The sequence below is a fragment of the Planctobacterium marinum genome (assembly GCF_036322805.1).
Taxonomy (GTDB): domain Bacteria; phylum Pseudomonadota; class Gammaproteobacteria; order Enterobacterales; family Alteromonadaceae; genus Planctobacterium; species Planctobacterium marinum_A.
On the sequence record NZ_AP027272.1, the window covers coordinates 703,115 to 717,392 of the forward strand.

At 45.8% G+C, this 14,278-nt stretch carries 7 protein-coding genes, 4 tRNA genes and 2 rRNA genes; 10 read left to right on the forward strand and 3 right to left on the reverse strand.

Translation table 11 applies throughout. The features are described 5' to 3' along the window. The first annotated feature begins 228 nt into the window (after window positions 1-228). From AABA75_RS03130 to tuf, 10 genes are all read left to right on the forward strand, one after another. A 23S ribosomal RNA gene (locus AABA75_RS03130) occupies window positions 229-3,099 on the forward strand. A gap of 116 nt (window positions 3,100-3,215) precedes the next feature. Further along, window positions 3,216-3,331: ribosomal RNA gene (gene rrf, locus AABA75_RS03135) — 5S ribosomal RNA — on the forward strand. A 2,473-nt stretch (window positions 3,332-5,804) separates the two neighbouring features. Beyond that, a complete protein-coding gene (gene murB / locus AABA75_RS03140) occupies window positions 5,805-6,800 on the forward strand; it encodes a UDP-N-acetylmuramate dehydrogenase (RefSeq protein WP_338291057.1) in 996 nt (331 codons plus the stop codon). Further along, window positions 6,797-7,771 carry a bifunctional biotin--[acetyl-CoA-carboxylase] ligase/biotin operon repressor BirA gene (gene birA / locus AABA75_RS03145; RefSeq protein ID WP_338291058.1) on the forward strand — a complete coding sequence of 325 codons (975 nt, stop codon included), beginning with the start codon at window positions 6,797-6,799 and terminating at the stop codon, window positions 7,769-7,771. The genes murB and birA overlap by 4 nt, the downstream gene beginning before the upstream one ends. Beyond that, entirely contained in the window at window positions 7,755-8,471 is a 717-nt protein-coding gene (locus AABA75_RS03150) for a type III pantothenate kinase (protein ID WP_338291059.1), read from the forward strand. Before birA ends, AABA75_RS03150 begins: the two co-directional genes overlap by 17 nt. A gap of 131 nt (window positions 8,472-8,602) precedes the next feature. Next, window positions 8,603-8,678 (forward strand) — tRNA-Thr (locus tag AABA75_RS03155). Window positions 8,679-8,686: 8 nt separating this feature from the next. Then, a tRNA-Tyr gene (locus tag AABA75_RS03160) sits at window positions 8,687-8,771 on the forward strand. Window positions 8,772-8,899: 128 nt separating this feature from the next. Continuing rightward, window positions 8,900-8,974 (forward strand) — tRNA-Gly (locus AABA75_RS03165). A 4-nt stretch (window positions 8,975-8,978) separates the two neighbouring features. Beyond that, window positions 8,979-9,054: transfer RNA gene (locus tag AABA75_RS03170), tRNA-Thr, on the forward strand. Between the two features lie 62 nt (window positions 9,055-9,116). Further along, window positions 9,117-10,301, forward strand: coding sequence for an elongation factor Tu (tuf, locus tag AABA75_RS03175; protein WP_338291061.1), 1,185 nt, complete (start codon window positions 9,117-9,119; stop codon window positions 10,299-10,301). 776 nt (window positions 10,302-11,077) lie between these two features. Here the strand turns inward: tuf and glnG are convergent. From glnG to AABA75_RS03190, 3 genes are all read right to left on the reverse strand, one after another. Next, a complete protein-coding gene (glnG, locus tag AABA75_RS03180) occupies window positions 11,078-12,487 on the reverse strand; it encodes a nitrogen regulation protein NR(I) (RefSeq protein WP_338291062.1) in 1,410 nt (469 codons plus the stop codon). Next, entirely contained in the window at window positions 12,484-13,548 is a 1,065-nt protein-coding gene (gene glnL / locus AABA75_RS03185) for a nitrogen regulation protein NR(II) (RefSeq protein ID WP_338291063.1), read from the reverse strand. The genes glnG and glnL overlap by 4 nt, the downstream gene beginning before the upstream one ends. Window positions 13,549-13,632: 84 nt before the next feature. After that, complete coding sequence (locus AABA75_RS03190; RefSeq protein ID WP_338291064.1) at window positions 13,633-14,139, reverse strand: DUF4124 domain-containing protein; 507 nt, start codon at window positions 14,137-14,139, stop codon at window positions 13,633-13,635. Between the last annotated feature and the right edge of the window lie 139 nt (window positions 14,140-14,278).

Here is a 14,278-nt window from a genome sequence, read left to right on the forward strand (position 1 = left end):
TTTTGACCCTCGGGTCTGCCTTAAACTGTTCTTTAACAAACTGGAAAAGCTGATAAATCATCGATATTGATGTATTGCAAAAGTAATGCATTTGATATCAACCAAGTATGTATTTTTAAAAAATTTAGGGTAAACGATAGCGTTTTACTCTATCTGACATAGGCGAGTTACAGTCAACAGCAGCGTCTGTTCATAAGATGGCAACATTGAGTGATACAGGGGTTGTATGATTAAGTGACTAAGCGTATACGGTGGATGCCTTGGCAGTCAGAGGCGATGAAGGACGTGTAAATCTGCGAAAAGCGTAGGTAAGGTGATAAAACCCGTTATAACCTACGATGTCCGAATGGGGAAACCCGGCCTTTTAGGTCATCTGTAACTGAATTCATAGGTTACAGAAGCAAACGAGGGGAACTGAAACATCTAAGTACCCTCAGGAAAAGAAATCAATTGAGATTGCCTTAGTAGCGGCGAGCGAACGGGTAACAGCCGATGGTTTATGTTGTAGTGGAATCTTCTGGGAAGTTGAGCGATACAGGGTGATAGCCCCGTACACGAAGCAACATAAAGCACATATTAAGTAGGACGGGACACGTGTTATCTTGTCTGAAGATGGGGGGACCATCCTCCAAGGCTAAATACTCCTGACTGACCGATAGTGAACCAGTACCGTGAGGGAAAGGCGAAAAGAACCCCGGCGAGGGGAGTGAAATAGAACCTGAAACCGTATACGTACAAGCAGTGGGAGCAGACTTGTTCTGTGACTGCGTACCTTTTGTATAATGGGTCAGCGACTTATATTTTGTAGCGAGGTTAACCGAATAGGGGAGCCGTAGCGAAAGCGAGTCTTAACTGGGCGCGTAGTTGCAAGGTATAGACCCGAAACCCGGTGATCTAGCCATGGGCAGGTTGAAGGTTGAGTAACATCAACTGGAGGACCGAACCCACTAACGTTGAAAAGTTAGGGGATGACCTGTGGCTGGGGGTGAAAGGCCAATCAAACCGGGAGATAGCTGGTTCTCCCCGAAAGCTATTTAGGTAGCGCCTCGGACGAATACCATTGGGGGTAGAGCACTGTTTGGGCTAGGGGGTCATCCCGACTTACCAACCCCATGCAAACTCCGAATACCAATGAGTACTATCCGGGAGACACACGGCGGGTGCTAACGTCCGTCGTGGAGAGGGAAACAACCCAGACCGCCAGCTAAGGTCCCCAAATATTGCTAAGTGGGAAACGATGTGGGAAGGCTAAGACAGCTAGGAGGTTGGCTTAGAAGCAGCCACCCTTTAAAGAAAGCGTAATAGCTCACTAGTCGAGTCGGCCTGCGCGGAAGATGTAACGGGGCTAAGCAATATACCGAAGCTGCGGCAGCACGTAAGTGCTGGGTAGGGGAGCGTTGTGTAAGTGGATGAAGGTGAATCGAGAGGTTTGCTGGACATATCACAAGTGCGAATGCTGACATGAGTAACGATAATGGGGGTGAAAAACCCCCACGCCGGAAGACCAAGGTTTCCTGTCCCATGCTAATCAGGGCAGGGTAAGTCGGCCCCTAAGGCGAGGCAGAAATGCGTAGTCGATGGGAAACGGGTTAATATTCCCGTACTTTTATATACAGTGATGGGGTGACGGAGAAGGCTAGGCTGGCGTGGCGTTGGTTGTCCACGTGAAAGTGCGTAGGCTGGGGACTCAGGTAAATCCGGGTTCCTAAGGCCGAGACACGAGACGAGCTACTACGGTAGCGAAGCAGTTGATGCCCGGCTTCCAGGAAAATCCTCTAAACGTATGTATATAAGAACCGTACCCCAAACCGACACAGGTGGTCAGGTAGAGAATACTAAGGCGCTTGAGAGAACTCGGGTGAAGGAACTCGGCAAAATAGTACCGTAACTTCGGGAGAAGGTACGCCCCTGTTTGTGAACACTTCGCGTGGTAAGCAGATGGGGGTCGCAGTGACCAGATGGCTGGGACTGTTTATTAAAAACACAGCACTGTGCTAAATCGAAAGATGACGTATACGGTGTGACACCTGCCCGGTGCCGGAAGGTTAATTGATGGGGTTAGCGTAAGCGAAGCTCTTGATCGAAGCCCCGGTAAACGGCGGCCGTAACTATAACGGTCCTAAGGTAGCGAAATTCCTTGTCGGGTAAGTTCCGACCTGCACGAATGGTGTAACCATGGCCATGCTGTCTCCACCCGAGACTCAGTGAAATTGAAATCGCAGTGAAGATGCTGTGTACCCGCACCTAGACGGAAAGACCCCGTGAACCTTTACTACAGCTTGGCACTGAACATTGACCCTACATGTGTAGGATAGGTGGGAGGCTTTGAAGCGTTGTCGCCAGATAGCGTGGAGCCATCCTTGAAATACCACCCTTGTATGTTTGATGTTCTAACACTGACCCGTAATCCGGGTTGTGGACAGTGTCTGGTGGGTAGTTTGACTGGGGCGGTCTCCTCCCAAATAGTAACGGAGGAGCACGAAGGTTAGCTAATCACGGTCGGACATCGTGAGGTTAGTGCAATGGCATAAGCTAGCTTAACTGCGAGACAGACACGTCGAGCAGATACGAAAGTAGGTCATAGTGATCCGGTGGTTCTGAATGGAAGGGCCATCGCTCAACGGATAAAAGGTACTCCGGGGATAACAGGCTGATACCGCCCAAGAGTTCATATCGACGGCGGTGTTTGGCACCTCGATGTCGGCTCATCACATCCTGGGGCTGAAGTCGGTCCCAAGGGTATGGCTGTTCGCCATTTAAAGTGGTACGCGAGCTGGGTTTAGAACGTCGTGAGACAGTTCGGTCCCTATCTGGTGTGGGCGTTGGATGATTGATGGGAGCTGCTCCTAGTACGAGAGGACCGGAGTGGACGAACCGCTGGTGTTCGGGTTGTGATGCCAATCGCATTGCCCGGTAGCTACGTTCGGAACGGATAACCGCTGAAAGCATCTAAGCGGGAAGCCGGCCCAAAGATGAGTCATCCCTGACAGTTTAACTGTCCTGAAGGGTTGTTTAAGACTAAGACGTTGATAGGCAGGGTGTGGAAGCGTTGTAAGGCGTTAAGCTAACCTGTACTAATTGCCCGCGAGGCTTAATCATACAACACCCGGTATTATTTGGTGTTGTGACAAACAAGCACTTGCTTATGTTAAGAGTAAGACGCGCTTACCCTCATACACGATTTATCAGAATTTCCAAGTTTGTTTCCAGTTTTGTCTGGCGGCCATAGCGATACGGAACCACCTGAATCCATTCCGAACTCAGCAGTGAAACGTATTAGCGGCGATGGTAGTGTGGGGCTTCCCCATGTGAGAGTAGCACACCGCCAGGCTCCTATTTAGAGAAAGGGCTATCCGAAAGGGTAGCCCTTTTTTGCATTTGCGATCCCGAAAAGTCATGGTGTTGTATCAGCATCAACGGATAGCCCTTCCCTAAATAGTGATTAGCTGCGCTAATCTACAAGAGATGCCTAACCCATTGTTGAACATGGCTTTACTTATTGTCTGATTAGAGCACGAGTAACAATCGTCCCTGAAGGGGCATCCAGCCTCGCCATCCATGGCGAGTCGTTCAGGCGGGCGCTGCTGCGCAGCTAAAGAATCCGCCTTCACCCCCATGTGAGAGTAGCACACCGCCAGGCTCCTATTTAGAGAAAGGGCTATCCGAAAGGGTAGCCCTTTTTTGCATTTGCGATTCCGAAAAGTCATGGTGTTGTATCAGCATCAACGGATAGCCCTTCCCCTAAATAGTGATTAGCTGCGCTAATCTACAAGAGATGCCTAACCCATTGTTGAACATGGCTTTACTTATTGTCTGATTAGAGCACGAGTAACAATCGTCCCTGAAGGGGCATCCAGCCTCGCCATCCATGGCGAGTCGTTCAGGCGGGCGCTGCTGCGCAGCTAAAGAATCCACCTTCACCCCCATGTGAGAGTAGCACACCGCCAGGCTCCCAATTTGAAGAAGGGTTACCGTAAGGTAACCCTTTTTTATTGCCTGCGATTTATTCAGACCAGCTCATTTATTTTTATCCAAGGTAACCCTTCATCAAATCGAAGGTTGGTGTCACTACTTGCGGTGAAATGTCCCCATGCTCGAGTAGGTCGGGATTGTTCCCTACAATCCTTCGACACTGCCGCCATCCATGGCGGTCGCTACCGCCAGGCTCCTGGTTAGAAAGAAGGCTACCCAGTTGGGTGGCCTTTTTTCGTTTCTGCGGCAGTAAACATTATCATTCCTGGCGTTCATGTCGGGTAGCCTCCTCTCTAAATAGAACTTACCGTGCTACCTCATGGGGAAACCTAACCTATCGGGAATGCTTTTATATTATCTTTCTGATTAGCGTACGGGGTACAAGCGTCCCTGTGAGGGCATCCAGCCTGTACATCCATGTGCAGTCGTTCGGCTGGGCGGCGCTGCGCGCCTAAAGAATCCAGCCTCACCCCCATGTGACAAATTTGTCTGGAACAAATTTGAACGTGCTTTAGCACGGCCCCGAAGGGGAGAGTCTCAGGGATGAGACGAATAAAGTAGGTCGGGATTGTTCCCTACAATCCTTCGACACTGCCGCCATCCATGGCGGTCGCATCCCGCCAGGCTCCAGGTTAGAGAAAGGGCTATCCGAAAGGGTAGCCCTTTTTTGCATTTGCGATTCTGAAAAGTGTTGCTGTTGTATCAATACAAGCGGATAGCCCTTCCCCTAAATAGCGATTAGCTGCGCTAATCTAGATGAGATACCTAACCCATCTGGAAAGCTTCAGCATGATTGTTCTGATTAGAGCACGAGTAACAATCGTCCCTGAAGGGGCTTCTCGACAACTGCTCCTGCGTTGTTCTAATGTCACACATCCATGTGTGCCACAGCCCCGGCATCCTTGTCGGGTCGTTCAGCCCTGACAAAGCTCCAGATATTCGCTTCGTCCGAGACGGGCTTCACCCCCATGTAAGACACACTTGTAGGTCGAGATTTATCTCGACAAATTAGTTACAAGTCCTCGTCTTTGTCCGGCTAAAGCCGAACCTACAATATCACCTGCCAGCATACGGGGTCAGATCCGGCATAATATCACAATCAGCGTTTATTAAGATGTGTCGTTACTAAGTAGAAGAATCTTCACACAAACCCATGTAAGATATTGAATTTCAATGATATTAATTTAGTGCTGAGGACTTCATTTAGGATTAATATTGCGCTCTGAAAACGGTTTTTTTCATGTGAGGTATACATGTCTGATGCAGTTTCAAAGGTACTAAATGATTCAATCAAGGTATTCATTTCTTTAGCAATATTAGTGGTTGCAGTGATTATCTTGTACAAAGAGCCATTTATGTAACGCTAATTTACTATTGATGAGCTAACTGAAGAAATTGAACGCAGTTAGCTCAGATCTAAATGTTTAAATCTTAGCAAAACCCTAAGGCAAGTAGACTTTTCTTGCTAATTGTCTTTACTCACTTGTTGCTCTCTTAACCTCTTGTATTCATCATAGGACTGTTCTTTTATTGTTTCACAGTCTTGGATATGGATAGTTGAGTCTTCGATACATTTTTGATGCTCATGAGATTGTAAACTTTCATACATTGCTCGATTACTACATCCAGTCGATATCAGAATAAACGCAGAGGCCAAGATTATTTTGTTCATAATAGTTTAATTGAAAATGAGTTAATACTTATCCGACTTTCATTTTTGTCGCTGGTTCCCGTTCCTTAAAATGATTTTTATCAGTTAAATAAATCAAGTTCTTGATCTGGCTATTTGTGCCTTTAAACTTGTAGCTCATTACTGCATTTGAGAACAATCCTTGGTTAACCTGAAACCCCGACATACACTGGCGTTAGACGCTCACTGCAATAACTTATATACAGTGCGAAGCATTGAAGAGTTTAGTCATCTCAATTTGGACCTGGACAGATGCTTAATTTTGGGTGGAGGAAGTAACGTCGCTTTTGTCGAAGATTACGACGGCGATATCCTCACCTACCAAGACGAATCTGTCAAAATAATCGATCAGCCGGGTTATTGGTTAGTGGAAGCTGGAGCGGGTTTGGTTTGGCATGACCTGGTTGTACGTTGTGTAAAAAGAGGAATTGGTGGATTAGAAAACCTGGCATTAATTCCGGGATCCTGCGGTGCAGCCGCCGTCCAAAATATCGGGGCTTACGGAGTCGAGTTTAAGGATGTTTGTTATGCTGTGGAAAGCTATGATGTTAAAACAGGGGCGCAAAAACGCTATCAAAATCATGAATGCCGATTTGATTATCGCAATAGTTTATTTAAACAAAGCCAAAACCGCCATTTGCTAATAACCAGAATCATTCTTCGTTTAGATAAAAACTGGTGCCCTGTCCAGAAGTACAATGGCCTTGAAGATATCAATGGCGAACTAACACCCTTAACCTTGATGCAGAGGGTTATTGAGCTTCGCCAGTCAAAACTACCAGATCCCAATATATTGCCGAACGCCGGCAGTTTCTTTAAGAATCCGATTGTCAGTCGTCAACAAGCAAACGGCCTTAAACAGCAATACCCGTCCATGCCAGTTTATGAGATTGATGAACACTACAGTAAGTTATCATCTGGGTGGCTAATAGAAAACGCGGGTCTGAAAGGCAAACAAATGGATGGGATTGGCACTTACGAAAAACATGCACTTGTTATTATCAACTATGGTTCGGGTAGCGGTAGAGCTTTATTGAGACTCGTACATGAAATAAGAGACAGAGTTTATTCACTGTTCTCGGTAAAACTGGAGAATGAAGTGCTACTCATTGGAAAGCAAGGCGTTATAAAGCTATGAGTAAGATTGAACCTGGACATTTGCTGAATCAGCTATCAACAAAACACTTTGTATCCGGAGAAGAGTTGGCGCAGCGGTTTGGCGTTTCTCGCACAGCTATTGCTAAACAAGTGAAAATACTACAGGAGTACGGAGTCGATATCTTTTCCGTACAGCGCAGCGGTTATAAATTAGGAAGGGAAGTGACTTTAATCGAGAAATCTCAAGTCATAGAGGGCCTGGCGAATAAGCAGTCATCGTTGCTGTGTGTTGAATCTTTAATTGATTCAACTAATGATTTCGTAAAAGAGAGAGTATCTACCCTGGAGGATGGTTTTGTATGTATTGCTCAAGGTCAAAAACAGGGTCGGGGCAGACAGGGTAAAAAGTGGATATCGCCGTTTGCCAGTAACCTCTACCTGACAATGAAATGGCGCTTCCAATTGGGTTTTCAAAGCTTATCAGGACTCAGTTTAGCAATAGGTGTGGCTACAGTAAGAACCATCAAGCCCCTTGTAAAACTACCCGTTACACTCAAATGGCCGAATGATGTATATATTAATGGACAAAAGGTCAGTGGCACTTTAGTTGAAGTTTCCGGAAACCCTGATGGTAGTTGTGATGCGATCATCGGTATTGGACTTAATGTGAATATGCCGCAAGTTGAAGGAATCGATCAGCCCTGGACAGATTTGCAGTCCAATACTTCAGATGCTATCAACATCAATCGCTTAACAGCGAGTTTCGTCAACAATTTGAGGACTATCGTTTCCGAATTTGCCACAGAGGGGTTCTCGCCTTTTGTTTCGGAATGGGAGGCTCATGATCATTTCAGAGACAAAGAGATATTAGTGATTAACGGTAAGAATCAAACTAGCTGTGTATCTAGAGGCATATCTTCTTCAGGGGCACTAGTCGTTGAGGTAATGGAAGACGGCATCACTAAAACGAAGGAGCTGTTTGGAGGGGAAATTAGTGTCCGAAGCGCGTAATCTGTTACTGGTCGACGCTGGCAATACGTCAGTAAAGTCATGCGTAGTTAAAGCTAATGGTGAAACGATTCGATTAGGCGATCCGTTGCGGGATAGAGACTTGATCAACACAAATAAAATCTCGCGTGTTCTACTGGTTTCCGTTCGTGCACAAAGCTATAGCGAAAATCTACAGCAGTACTGTTTTGACAAACAAATTCGGTTTAGAGAAGTCACTACCTCTGAAAGTGCTTTTGGTACCGCCTGTGCTTATGAAAACTACCAAACCTTGGGGGTAGATCGTTGGATGATGATCTTGGCCGCCGCAGCTCGCCCGGAAGACACAATTTTGGTGATGAGTATTGGTACTGCAATGACGTTAGACTTAGTGCACAACAAGCAGCACTTAGGTGGATGGATAGCGCCTGGTTTTGATCTGGCGAAAAGCGCATTGTTTCAGAAAACCGCAAATGTGTTTGGCAATGCGGATTACCCAAACCACAATGCGTTTGGTGATAATACCGAGAGTTGTGTCAATTTCGGTTGTCGTGCCCAAGTTAATGGTCTACTCAAAGAAGGCATTAAATGCGCTGAAGAGTATTCTACAAAATTAAAAATTTTGGTGTGTGGTGGGGGAATATCCTTATTAGATCTCTCTGAATTCGACGATATTGAAGTAAATGAAAATCTTATTTTTGAGGGGTTGATGCGCTTTGTTTAAGCATAATTCGCCTAAATATGCGCCCGTCTGCTTTTAAAATGACCAATCGGTTAAATTATCCGTTTTTTTTCCAAATAATTGGTTGCACACACAATCGCATTCCACTAGAATGCGCACCCACTTGATGCAGTGCCGGCTTAGCTCAGTTGGTAGAGCAACTGACTTGTAATCAGTAGGTCGCCAGTTCGACTCCGGCAGCCGGCACCATCAATCTCGGAGGGGTTCCCGAGTGGCCAAAGGGATCAGACTGTAAATCTGACGGCTCCGCCTTCGCTGGTTCGAATCCAGCCCCCTCCACCATATTCTGTTGTGAGCTTCGGCTTGCAGCAAAAAGTTCGGGGAAACCTGAGCTCGTGTTGAGTGATTAGAATAGCTCGACACAAAAGTTTCGGATGAGGTGGTTCCAGGATTCTGGAATGTATGTTTTAGCGGGCATCGTATAATGGCTATTACCTCAGCCTTCCAAGCTGATGATGCGGGTTCGATTCCCGCTGCCCGCTCCAAAAAGCTGATATAGCTCAGTTGGTAGAGCGCACCCTTGGTAAGGGTGAGGTCGGCAGTTCAAATCTGCCTATCAGCACCACTCCTGATCGTTTCATCCAAAAGTTTTATTTTAATCACTAGCAATGCTTGGGAATTTTTGTCATGGCAAAAGAAAAGTTTGAACGTACGAAACCGCACGTAAACGTAGGTACAATCGGCCACGTTGACCACGGTAAAACAACTCTGACTGCAGCGATTACTACTGTATTAGCAAAAACTTACGGTGGTTCTGCACAGGCTTTCGATCAAATCGATAACGCTCCAGAAGAGCGCGAGCGTGGTATCACAATCGCAACTTCTCACGTAGAGTACGATACTCCTACTCGTCACTACGCACACGTAGACTGTCCTGGACACGCTGACTATGTTAAAAACATGATCACTGGTGCTGCACAGATGGACGGCGCGATTTTGGTTGTAGCAGCGACTGACGGCCCTATGCCTCAGACTCGTGAGCACATCCTGTTAGGTCGTCAGGTTGGCGTACCTTACATCATCGTATTCATGAACAAGTGTGACATGGTTGACGATGAAGAGCTGTTAGAGCTTGTAGAAATGGAAGTACGTGAACTTCTGACTGAATATGAATTCCCTGGTGACGACTTGCCAGTAATTCAAGGTTCTGCTCTTAAGGCGCTTGAAGGCGACGCAGAGTGGGAAAAGAAAGTTATCGAATTAGGTGAAGCACTGGATTCTTACATCCCAGAGCCAGAGCGTGCCATCGACAAGCCGTTCATCCTGCCTATCGAAGACGTATTCTCAATCTCAGGCCGTGGTACAGTAGTAACTGGTCGTGTTGAGCAAGGTATCATCAAGGTTGGTGAAGAAGTAGAAATCGTAGGTATCAAAGAAACTACAACTACGACTTGTACTGGTGTTGAGATGTTCCGTAAGCTGCTTGACGAAGGTCGTGCAGGTGAGAACGTTGGTGTTCTTCTTCGTGGTACTAAGCGTGACGAAGTAGAGCGTGGTCAAGTACTGGCTAAGCCTGGTTCAATCAACCCACACACTAAGTTCGAAGCAGAAGTATACGTACTGAGCAAAGACGAAGGTGGCCGTCATACTCCTTTCTTCAAAGGTTACCGTCCACAGTTCTACTTCCGTACAACTGACGTAACAGGTGCTGTTGAGCTTCCAGAAGGCGTAGAAATGGTAATGCCTGGTGACAACCTTAAGTTCGTAGTAGAACTGATTGCTCCAATCGCGATGGACGAAGGTCTTCGCTTCGCAATCCGTGAAGGTGGTCGTACAGTAGGTGCTGGTGTTGTATCTAAAATCATCGACTAATATCGATGGTTAACACCACACGTTAAAAAAGGTCGCGCAAGCGGCCTTTTTTGTATCTGTAGGTTCGCCTTTAGGCGGACGAAATTTGTTGAAGGTATCTATCGTTTTGCAGATGAGCCTTTGGTAATTCGGGGCGGCGTCGATTTTTGTTCCCGACAAAATCGACATTCATTACCTCCCTGTAATTCGGGCAGGGACAGCCCGGAGTAACGTGGTCGTACAGGTCGAAAACTGCTCCTGCATTTTCGACACTTCCGCCATCCATGGCGGTCGTAGGTGCTGGTGTTGTTTCTAAAATCATCGACTAATATCGATGGTTAACACCACACATTAAAAAAGGTCGCGCAAGCAGCCTCTTTTGTATCTGTAGGTTCGCCTTTAGGCGGACAAGATTGTTGGAATCTATACACCACTCTCTACATGAGGAACTTGCATTTCGGGGCGTCGTCGATTTTTGTTCCCGACAAAATCGACATTCATTACCTCCCTGTAATTCGGGCAGGGATAGCCCGAAGTACTAATATCGATGGTTAACACCACACGTTAAAAAAGGTCGCGCAAGCGGCCTTTTTTGTATCTGCAGGTCGAGATTTATCTCGACAGGGTTATTGAAATGTATCCACCGCCGTCCAGCAAAAGCTCTTGTAAATTGTCGAGCTCGACAACGATAAAAAAATCAACACCTTATGTCTAATTGAAGATATTTGTCAGTGGCTGACGGCACCTTGTGATAATTCGACGCTGCCGTTCGCCAAAGGCGAAGCGACAGGAGACAGCTACTTATAATTAAGCTCTTTCAGTTTTCTGGTGAGGGTATTGCGGCCCCAACCTAGTCTCTTCGCAGCTTCCTGTTTATGCCCATGAGTATGATTTAGGGCTCTATCTAACAAAATACGTTCAAACTCAATGGTTGCATCATTCAAAATATCATTTTTTCCAGAGAGCAATTGTGCATCAGCCCATCGTGAGAGCATTTCTTGCCAGGAAAGTTCTGATTGCTCTTGGGGAGATAATGGCTGCTGTTTGTGTATCTCTGCTGGTAAATCAGAGGGTTGGATTTCTTTACTACTGGCCATAACTGTTAGCCAGCGACAGATATTTTCTAATTGTCTTACATTACCTGGCCAGGGCAGTTTACTGAGAATTTTTTGTGAATCTTTACTCAGAATTTTGCTTTCAACTTGCAGCTCTTTAGCCGCCAAACCAAGAAAGTGGTGGGCAAGTGGCACGATATCTTCACTGCGGTCACTGAGTTTAGGAAGGTGTATCTTAATCACGTTAAGACGGTGATATAAGTCCTCGCGAAATTTACCGTCGGTTACCCGCTTCTCCAGGTCTTGGTGAGTAGCTGCAATGATCCTTACATCAACAGAAACGGGTTCATGTCCGCCAACGCGATAAAACTGACCATCTGCCAGTACTCTTAACAATCTTGTTTGCACGTCCAGTGGCATATCACCAATTTCATCCAGAAATAAGGTGCCACCATTAGCCTGCTCAAAACGTCCTACACGGGTAGACTGCGCCCCCGTAAAAGCGCCTTTTTCATGACCAAATAACTCTGATTCAATGAGATCACCGGGGATGGCAGCCATATTTAATGGAATAAAAGTTTTGTCTGCCCTTGGACTGTGTTTGTGAAGCGCTTGAGCTACCAGCTCTTTACCTGTTCCAGATTCTCCATTGATTAAAACACTAATACTCGAACGAGATAGACGGCCTATCGCACGGAAAACTTCCTGCATTGCAGGTGCTTCACCGATTATTTCGGTTTTGACTTTGGTCTCGTTATCACCTGTTCGAGAATTGTTTTCACGGGCTTTGGTCAAAGCCTTCTGTACCAGAGTGACAGCTTCGTCTATGTCAAAAGGCTTTGGTAGATATTCAAAAGCACCTTGTTTATAGGCGTTAACAGCGCTATCCAGATCCGAGTGAGCGGTCATGATGATAAAGGGAATATCTGGATGTTCCTGATGTACAGTTTCCAGCAACTGCATGCCATCCATTTGTGGCATTCTAATATCCGAAACAATGACTTCGGGCAGCTGGCCGGAGCCTAGTTGTAACAACAGGTCTTCCGGATTTTCGAAGCTGAAACATTCTATATTTGCACCCTGTAAAGCTTTTTGTAATACCCAACGGATTGAGCTGTCATCATCGACTATCCAAACAGGTGCGTTGCTCATTTAATATCTTCCTTTTTTGCAATAGGGATCAAAATGGTGAATTCGGTATGGCCGGGCCAGCTATCTACTTCAATCTTGCCTTTGTGATGATTAATTAAAGATTGCGATATAGACAAGCCAAGCCCGGTGCCCTCAAGTTTTGAGGAAACCATGGGGTAAAACAATGTATCTTTAATGCTGTCAGGAATACCTGGTCCGTTATCGATTATTTTTATTTGGGCACACAATGGAAAGCGATTGCCATGAATAGTCGATTGGCGCTGAATTCGGGTGCTGAATTTTAATGTGCCATCACCGTTGAGTGCCTGAACAGAGTTACGGGCTATGTTTAATATCGCCTGCTGCAACATATCTGAATCAATATACATGTCGGGTATACTGGGGTCGTAATCACGCTCGATGATAATGCCGTGATGCTCAATAGTTAACAGGGTGCGAATCTTCTCAATAACGCGATGCACATTCACCCACTGAAAATCAGGTGGCTTGTTGGGGCCCAATAATCTGTCTACAAGGTTTCGTAAGCGATCGGATTGCTCAATGATCAGCTGTGTGAATTCTCTGAGGTTGGAGTCTTGCAGCTCCCTTTCCAATAACTGCGCCGCGCCTCGTATGCCACCCAATGGATTTTTAATTTCGTGAGCCAGGCCTCTGATAAGGTCCCGTGAGGCTTGCTGCAACGCCCATTGATGGCTTTCCTGGCTGAGCTTTTTAATCTGATCGATGGGATTGATTTCCAAAGCCAGCATGCCATTCTCGTCTGATTCGTAATAAGTCACGATCATCGAGGCCAGACAGTGGCGTCCATCTTTGAAAATCAATTGTATTTCGTTTTCTGAAAAACTGTCCCTGTTGTGTAAAGCGCTGTAAAAGCGTTCAATTTTGATGCAGTCGCCAATCAGGAATTCACTGAGAGGGTGGCGGAATAATTGATTACGAGAGTGTTCAAACAGAGATTCTGATGAGACATTGGCAAACAAGATCCGCATATCCTGGTCCAGCAACAAAATAGCCGTGGACAGATTGTCGAGCAAATTATTGAGTTTGATGTCTTCATTCATAAGAGCATTTAACCACAACGCACCTTATTGGTGCATATAAAAAATTATAGAAGAACTGCTTCTACCTTCAAGCCTTTGATTTATCTAGTTTGCTTGAATTAATGCAGAAGCTTTATGCAAATAAAATGTGCTTGGCTGGGTAGATGCAAGTAGCTTGCCTGACTGGTCAAAAAACTCAATTTTTATGTTATAACTGCCTCGATTCAGGCCTTCCAATTCAAACTTCGGAGCACTGTGACGAGCATGAAGTTGGCCATTCAAATAGAGTATGAATTGACCGGTCATTTCAGGTACAAGGCTGGCCTCAATAGTTACCTCACCTGCATTGTTTCTTACCGTGGCTTCATTGGCTGGTGTAAGCAACTCTAGCATTGGTTTAACGACTGGCGTTAGTTGAGTCTGTTTGGTTTTAGAGTTCGGATTTGTGACTATTGATGGTATCAAATTAGGCTTTTTGAGGAGTTTGTATTCTGATGCTCCCGGAGGTGGTTTGTCGGTATAGATGACGGTACCATCAGGCTTAACCACTTTATATATTTTGGTAGTCGCTAAGGCGGCTATAGATACTGTGGCAATTAAAATAATGAGCAAACACTTTCGCAGCATGACTTTTTTGGCCAGATGAGTTTTGTTATCTCTAGTGTTGATGACTCTTAACTATTTCTCAATAGTGATTGTGAAAATGCTCACAAAAAAACCCGCGACTAAGCGGGTTTTTGATTGGATAAGT

Excerpts from the sequence above, each read along its gene's own strand:
- birA (WP_338291058.1), top strand. The coding sequence starts at position 6,797 with ATGAGTAAGATTGAACCTGGACATTTGCTGAATCAGCTATCAACAAAA.
- tuf (WP_338291061.1), top strand. The coding sequence starts at position 9,117 with ATGGCAAAAGAAAAGTTTGAACGTACGAAACCGCACGTAAACGTAGGT.
- glnG (WP_338291062.1), bottom strand. The coding sequence starts at position 12,487 with ATGAGCAACGCACCTGTTTGGATAGTCGATGATGACAGCTCAATCCGT.
- glnL (WP_338291063.1), bottom strand. The coding sequence starts at position 13,548 with ATGAATGAAGACATCAAACTCAATAATTTGCTCGACAATCTGTCCACG.